We start from the raw sequence: 6660 nt of genomic DNA, 5'->3' as shown, positions 1-6660 counted from the left end.
CGGCCTTGCGCTGCGCGGTCATGGCCGAGTAGAACGGACGCGCCGTCCACGCGCCCGTCTTCAGGCGTTTCGGCCGGTACGGACGGTAGGAGTCGTTCTCGTTGGACGCGAACCACAGGCCGCGTCTCAGCTCGCGGCTGACCGTGGACTTGTCCCGGCCGATCCTCAACGCGATCTGGCACACGCCGAGCCCCTCACGGTTCCTCAGCTCGTCGATCCGGATCCGCTCCTCGGCCGACAGGTGGGAATACACTTTCCTCATGAGCGCAACACCTTCTCCAGTTAGAACCTGAACACTTCCAACCATAGAGCGGGTGTTGCGCTTCTATCTAGAACCCGGGGCGCCGTCCCGACACAGTTCCATCGGATCAGGCCAAATCGATTTCCTGAATTTCCCGTATACGATGACAGCGATTCGGTACGGGCGGTGCCATCGCCGACTGGATGGCACCGCCCTGAATTATCGAATGATCGTGACCTAGATCATATCCACGACGTCATCATCATTGCGACGCGCCCGCGCCACGCGTCATGCCGCGCAATCCTTGGGTGTGAGTACGGCCACAAGTTCGGCGTCACGCAACCCCCACTCGGCGAACGGCTTATCGGAGCCGAGGATGACCAACGATCCCGTGGACAGGCCAAGTCCCAGCACGTTGAGCGTCGCCGGGTCCGAGTCCGGTGAGGCAAGCCACTGCGCGACCGACGACACCGTGGGCTCATGCCCTACGATCATGAGTCGCTTGGTCTTGGGCTTCATATGGTCCATTTCATCGAGGATCGCCTGCGTACCGCCCTCATACAGACTTTTGCGATAGTCCACGCTCGGCTTGTCGCCAAAATACTTGAGCATGCGTTCCAGCGTCTGACGGGTGCGCGTGGCACCCGAGCACCGAATCTGGTCGGGAATCAGCGACATCACGGCCAGCGCCTTGCCGACCTTCTTGGCCTGTTTGAGTCCCTTGTCCGTCAGTTCGCGGTCCACGTCAGCCTTGCCGACCTTCGACTCGGCGTTGGCGTGACGCATGATGATGAGCTGATATTCATATGCCTTGGTCTTTTTGGCTACCTTGCTGAGGTTGACCATTCCTGCCCCTTTCGACGGACGGCTGCAACGTCCGACGAACTCTATTGTGGCAGATTTCCGTTCCCCTCGGCGCTTTTGGAGATATTTTCCACCTGCGTGTCCAGATCCTTGAGCACCTTGCGCAGCTTGCGGTCGGAAATGTCGCGCAGCTCCAGCTCCTCCAATCGTGCCTGCTGCTGTTCGGGAGTGAGCTCATCGATATCGGAATACGTGTCCTTGGTGGCACGCTGACGCTTATGCAATGCCTCGACGCCCGGAGCCATGGCCCGAGCGGTGATGAGGAACCCGGTATGACCGATCATCTCGTGATTCGGACGAACGGCAAGCCCCTGAGCCTTCCAGCCCCGCTCCAGGGTCTCACTGATCTCCGGTTCGGTCCACTGCCCGGAATCGCGCATCGCCTCGGCCACACGGCTCAACTGCGTGGTGGTGGTCACGTAACAGGTGATCACACCGCCCGGCGCGATCACACGCCACGCATTCTCCAGACGGTTCCATGGGTCAAGCATGTCGAGGAAGATGCGGTCGAAATAATGCTCGGGCAGTTCATGCGACTTCGAATCGAAGTCACCGACCAGCAGGTTCCACCATGCCGGGCGCTCGCCGAAATACACCGTGGCGTTCGCCTCACACACCTTCGCGAATTCCGGACGCATCTCGATCGTGGTCAGCTCGCCGTCCTCACCCACGGCGTCAAGCAGATGCAATCCCATGGCACCGCTTCCGCCGCCGGATTCCAGCACTCGCATACCGCGACGGATATCACACGCCTCAATGACCTGGGCAATGTCCTTGGGATACATGATCTGCGCTCCGCGCGGCATCGACAGGATGAAATCCTGCAGACGGGGACGCATGACCGTGTACTGCCATCCACCGATCTTTCGGGTGTTCTTCCACGGTTTGCGCGGATTGTGCCGATAGGCCTCCGCGGCGCTTTCCATGCTTCCCTCGCTGGTGAGCGTAACGACGACCACGCCTTCCGGACCGCCGATGATGTCGTCGTGGCGGATCACACCGCGTTCGGTCTGGGTCTCCTCCCCCGCCATGAGCTGCACGGTGATCTTCTTGCCCTTGCGATCGGTGAGCTGCACCTTCTCTCCGGCCCGTAGCGGTCCGCGACGCACCATCTGTTCCTCCCGTTGGACTTGTACCTGTGTCTTGATGTCTTGCACAGATTGGCAAGACATCAAGACAAACGCCCGATCGGGGACGGACGGGGACGGGTGCCCGGTACGGGATTATTCGGCGAACGCCTGCCAACGGCCGTTTTCATGCCGTACGGTGAGCGGCAGGCCAAAGATGCGGGACACACGTTCCGTGGTCAGGCCCTGATCCAGATCCCCGGTGTAGATGATCGTCCCCGGTGCGGGGTCCCCTCCGCGAACCTTGGCCTCATGGGCCTGCTTCTCGTCACCTTTGATCCGCCCCATCACGGCGATATGGTCGAAACCCTCGGGGATCTCCTCCAACCGATGGGTGACCAGAATCACCGCTCGGTCGCCCTGCTCCCTTCCCAGATCACCCAGCGTCTTGACGACGAGTTCACGGCCACCAAGGTCAAGACCCGTGGTCGGCTCGTCAAGGATGGCAAGTTCGGGGTCCGCCATAAGCGCACGGCAGATAAGCACACGGGTCCGTTCCCCCTCGGAAAGACGCCACATCTGCTTGCCTTCGAGATAATCGATGCCGAACCGTTGCATCAGGGCTCGCGCACGGTTCATCTCATCATCGGTATAGGTGTCACGCCACCGGCCGGTGGTGGCGGTGAGCGCCGTCACCACGGCGTCGAGCGGATCCTCATCGGGAGGGAACGCACGCGCCAATTCCGCCGAGGACAGGCCGATCCTGTTGCGATAGGAGAACACGTTCACCTTGCCCAGCCGGTTGCCGAGGATGTCCACCGTGCCCTCGCTCGGGTATTTTCGTGTGGCCATCATGGCGATCAACGTGGATTTTCCAATGCCATTGGGGCCGAACAGCACCCAGCGTTCCCCCCGGCGAATGGTGAGGTTCACGCCGGTGACAATCACGCGACGGCTACGTCGAAATTCGACGTCGGTAAGTTGCAGGGCGATATCGTTGCTCATGGAATCGTTTCCTCATGATATGGGATGGGCTCCCACAGAGGGAGCCCATCATTGATGACTGCTTTCGGCGTAGTACCGGATCAGCCGTTGATGATCGTGTTGTACACCTCGATGGTTCGGTCGGCGATGCTTTCCCAGCTGAACACGTCACGGGCGCGGGCGTAGCCGGCCTCACCCATCTTCTTGGCGAGTTCGGGATCTCGCATGACCTTGTTGATGGCATCGGCCATGTCGTGTACGAACTTGTCGGGGTTGGTGGGAGTTCCGGTGCCGTCGTGCAGCTGATCGATCGGCACGAGGTATCCGGTTTCCCCGTCGACCACCACTTCGGGGATGCCGCCGGTGGCGCTGGCGACCACGGGCAGGCCGCAGGCCATGGCCTCCAGATTCACGATGCCCAGCGGCTCGTAGATGCTCGGGCAGATGAACGCGTCACAGCCATGCTCAAGGGCGCTGAGCTCGGGCTTGGGCAGCATCTCCTCGATCCAGATGATGTTGCCGCGTTCCTTGTCGAGCTCGGCGAATGAGTTCTTCACTTCGGCGGCGATCTCCGGGGTATCGGGGGCACCTGCGCACAGGACCACCTGCACATCCTTGTCCACGAAGTGCAGTGCCTTAAGCAGATACGGCAGACCCTTCTGGCGGGTGATGCGGCCGACGAACAGCAGCGTGGGCTTGCTGCGGTCGATATTGTAGCGCTCGAAAACACCCCAGGCCGGATCGTCATCGGCGGGGGTGGCGAACTCGCTCATGGTGATGCCGTTGTACACGACGTGCACCTTGTCGGGGTCCACGTTCGGGTAAGCGGCGAGGATGTCCTTCTTCATGCCACCGGACACGGCGATGATGCCATCGGCGTGCTCGTAGGCGTCACGCTCGGCCCAGGAGCTCAGATTGTAGCCACCGCCCAGCTGCTCGCGCTTCCAGGGACGGAACGGCTCGAGGCTGTGCGCGGTGATGACCAGCGGAATTTCGTGCAGCTGCTGGGCGAGACGTCCGGCAAGGCAGGCATACCAGGTGTGCGCGTGAACGATGTCGGCGTCCACATCGTTGGCGATCTGCAGATCCACGCCGAAGGTCTTCAGCGCAGGATTGGCATCAGCAAGTTCGGACGGCGTGTTGTAGCCGACGACGTTGAGGCTGCCCTTGGGGGAATCGCCGGGGATCGTCGGGATGTCGTCGGAGGTGCGCGGACCATCGAATGCGCGGACGGTCACGTCAATACGTTCCGCCAGTACCTTGGAAAGTTCTTCGGCATGAACGCCTGCGCCACCATAGATATGCGGCGGGTACTCACGGGTGAGGATATCGACTTTCATTGACGTCTCCTTTGAACAAATGAACAACATATCCCAGTATATGAAAGAACCGCCGGAAAACCCGGCGGTTCATCATATGTTTCGTACGAATTCGTACATGTATCGGCATTATTCGTCCCGACACGCCAGACACGCGTCAGACGGCGGTGCCGTACTCGTCCAGATTCGGATTGTCCTTGGGATTGCCCGCCACGAAGAACAGGCTGAGCACACCCACGGCGAACACCGCAGCCACCACGATGGTGGACCACGTGGGCATGCCCGGAATCCACATGACCACAAGGAACGCGATGGCGGACAGGATGATCAGCGCCCAGCTGACGAAACGGAGCCATCCACGCACCCCGCGCGGAGCGCCGGGCTTGCCCATTGACCGTGTCGACGACACGGTCTGCTCAGGCAGGTCCGTGGAAGCGGTGGGCTTCCATTCCGCGGTCTGTCCGTTCTGCAGACGGACAGACCGCTCCTGCAGCGCATACTCATCCACCAATCCCTGACGGGAACGGGCCTGCACACGCTGCGGCTGGTTGTTGGTTCCACGACGATTGCGCTTGGCGTTGGCGCGGCGCTCCGCTCGATTCGGCATGATCGCTCCTTTGACGACGTATCACTGACTGTGAGTATAACCCGTTCGTCAGCGAGGAAGCATCATCGGACGCTGCGAAGCCGTGATCGGAGCGGGAAGTTCGGTGGCGCCGGTCAGGTAACGATCCACCGCGGCGGCGCAGGAGCGTCCCTCGGAGATGGCCCAGACCACGAGGCTCTGTCCGCGGCCGGCATCACCGCAGGCGAACACGCCATCCTGACTGGTGGCGAAGGAATCGTTCCTCGCCACGTTGCCGCGACGGTCAAGCTCGACCGGAAGCTGGTCGACCAGCGTCGTGGTGTCCGGGTGCAGGAATCCGACGGAGATGAGCACCAGATCGGCCGGGATCACACGTTCGGTACCAGGCTGACGCGTGAAGGGGCCGTTGTCGCCAGGAGCCACGCTCACGATCTTCAGACCGGTGACGTGTCCACGCTCGTCGGCCACGAAACCTTCGGCAGTGGCACCGTCGATCTCATGCACGTTCCTCGGATCCGTAGCGCCTTCAAACTCCACCGAATCGGTGTTATAGACGTAGGTGCCGCCCTCCTCCATCGAGGAGGTCTTCTGGTAGATACGGGCGTAGGTCGGCCACGGCTGATTGGCAGGACGCTCGGACGGTTCCTTGCCCATGATCTGCAGCACGGTGACGGACTTTGCACCCTGACGGATGGAGGTACCGAGGCAGTCGGAACCGGTATCGCCACCACCGATCACCACCACATGCTTGTCCTTTGCGGTGATGTCGTTGACCGGCTTCTTGCCCCACACGCGACGGGTGGCGTCCGGCAGGAAGTCCATGGCGAAGTGAATGCCGTCGAGCTCGCGACCAGGCAGCTTCATGTCACGCGGCACCGTGGAACCAATGGCCACCACGACGGCGTCGTAACGGGAGCGCAGGTCATCCCAGGAGATGTCCTTGCCGATCTCCACGTTGGTTTCGAAACGGGTGCCCTCGGCCTCCATCTGCTCCACTCGACGGTCAAGCAGGGACTTGTCGAGCTTGAAGTTCGGAATGCCGTAACGCATCAGACCGCCGATGGCATCGGCGCGCTCGTAGACGACCACCGTGTGACCGGCACGGGTGAGCTGCTGGGCGCAGGCGAGGCCGGAGGGGCCGGATCCCACCACGGCGACGGTCTGATCAGTCAGACGCTGCGGCGGCAGCGGCTTGACGTAATCGAGGTTCCACGCCTGATCGATGATCGTCTGCTCGTCGAGCTTGATCATGGTCGGCGGCTGGTGAATGCCCAGCACGCAGGCGGACTCGCACAGCGCGGGGCAGATGCGACCGGTGACCTCGGGGAAGTTGTTGGTCATGGACAGCTTGCCGTAGGCGTCCTCCCACTGGCCCTGACGGACCAGATCATTGAATTCGGGGATGACGTTGCCCAGCGGGCATCCGGTCATGCAGAACGGGGTGCCGCAGTCCATGCATCGGGCGGCCTGCTCCTGAGTCCAGGGCTGCAGACCGGATTCGGCGTGAACGTCCAGCCAGTCCTTGATACGCTCCTGGACCGGACGCTCCGCGAGTTCGTGACGGGAACGGACCTTCAGAAAACCTCTAGGATCGCCCAT

The 6660-nt window shown here is 61.7% G+C and carries 7 protein-coding genes; all 7 read right to left on the bottom strand.

Annotated features, from left to right (window positions below):
• Positions 1–262, bottom strand: a 262-nt coding sequence (locus BTIS_RS10885; protein WP_143248943.1) for a helix-turn-helix domain-containing protein, incomplete at its 3' end; no start/stop codon positions are given.
• 267 nt (positions 263–529) lie between these two features.
• Positions 530–1087, bottom strand: coding sequence for a SixA phosphatase family protein (locus BTIS_RS10880; RefSeq protein WP_094665371.1), 558 nt, complete (start codon positions 1085–1087; stop codon positions 530–532).
• Between the two features lie 41 nt (positions 1088–1128).
• Entirely contained in the window at positions 1129–2217 is a 1089-nt protein-coding gene (locus tag BTIS_RS10875; protein WP_094665369.1) for a tRNA (adenine-N1)-methyltransferase, read from the bottom strand.
• Between the two features lie 111 nt (positions 2218–2328).
• A complete protein-coding gene (locus BTIS_RS10870) occupies positions 2329–3177 on the bottom strand; it encodes an ABC transporter ATP-binding protein (RefSeq protein WP_094665367.1) in 849 nt (282 codons plus the stop codon).
• Positions 3178–3257: 80 nt separating this feature from the next.
• A complete protein-coding gene (glgA, locus tag BTIS_RS10865; RefSeq protein WP_094665365.1) occupies positions 3258–4496 on the bottom strand; it encodes a glycogen synthase in 1239 nt (412 codons plus the stop codon).
• A gap of 136 nt (positions 4497–4632) precedes the next feature.
• Positions 4633–5082, bottom strand: a complete 450-nt coding sequence (locus BTIS_RS10860) for a hypothetical protein (protein WP_094665363.1) — start codon at positions 5080–5082, stop codon at positions 4633–4635.
• A 48-nt stretch (positions 5083–5130) separates the two neighbouring features.
• Positions 5131–6660, bottom strand: coding sequence for a glutamate synthase subunit beta (locus BTIS_RS10855; protein ID WP_094665361.1), 1530 nt, complete (start codon positions 6658–6660; stop codon positions 5131–5133).

Source organism: Bifidobacterium tissieri, assembly GCF_002259645.1.
GTDB classification, from domain to species: domain Bacteria; phylum Actinomycetota; class Actinomycetes; order Actinomycetales; family Bifidobacteriaceae; genus Galliscardovia; species Galliscardovia tissieri.
This window is presented reverse-complemented; position numbering and strand designations above follow the sequence as displayed.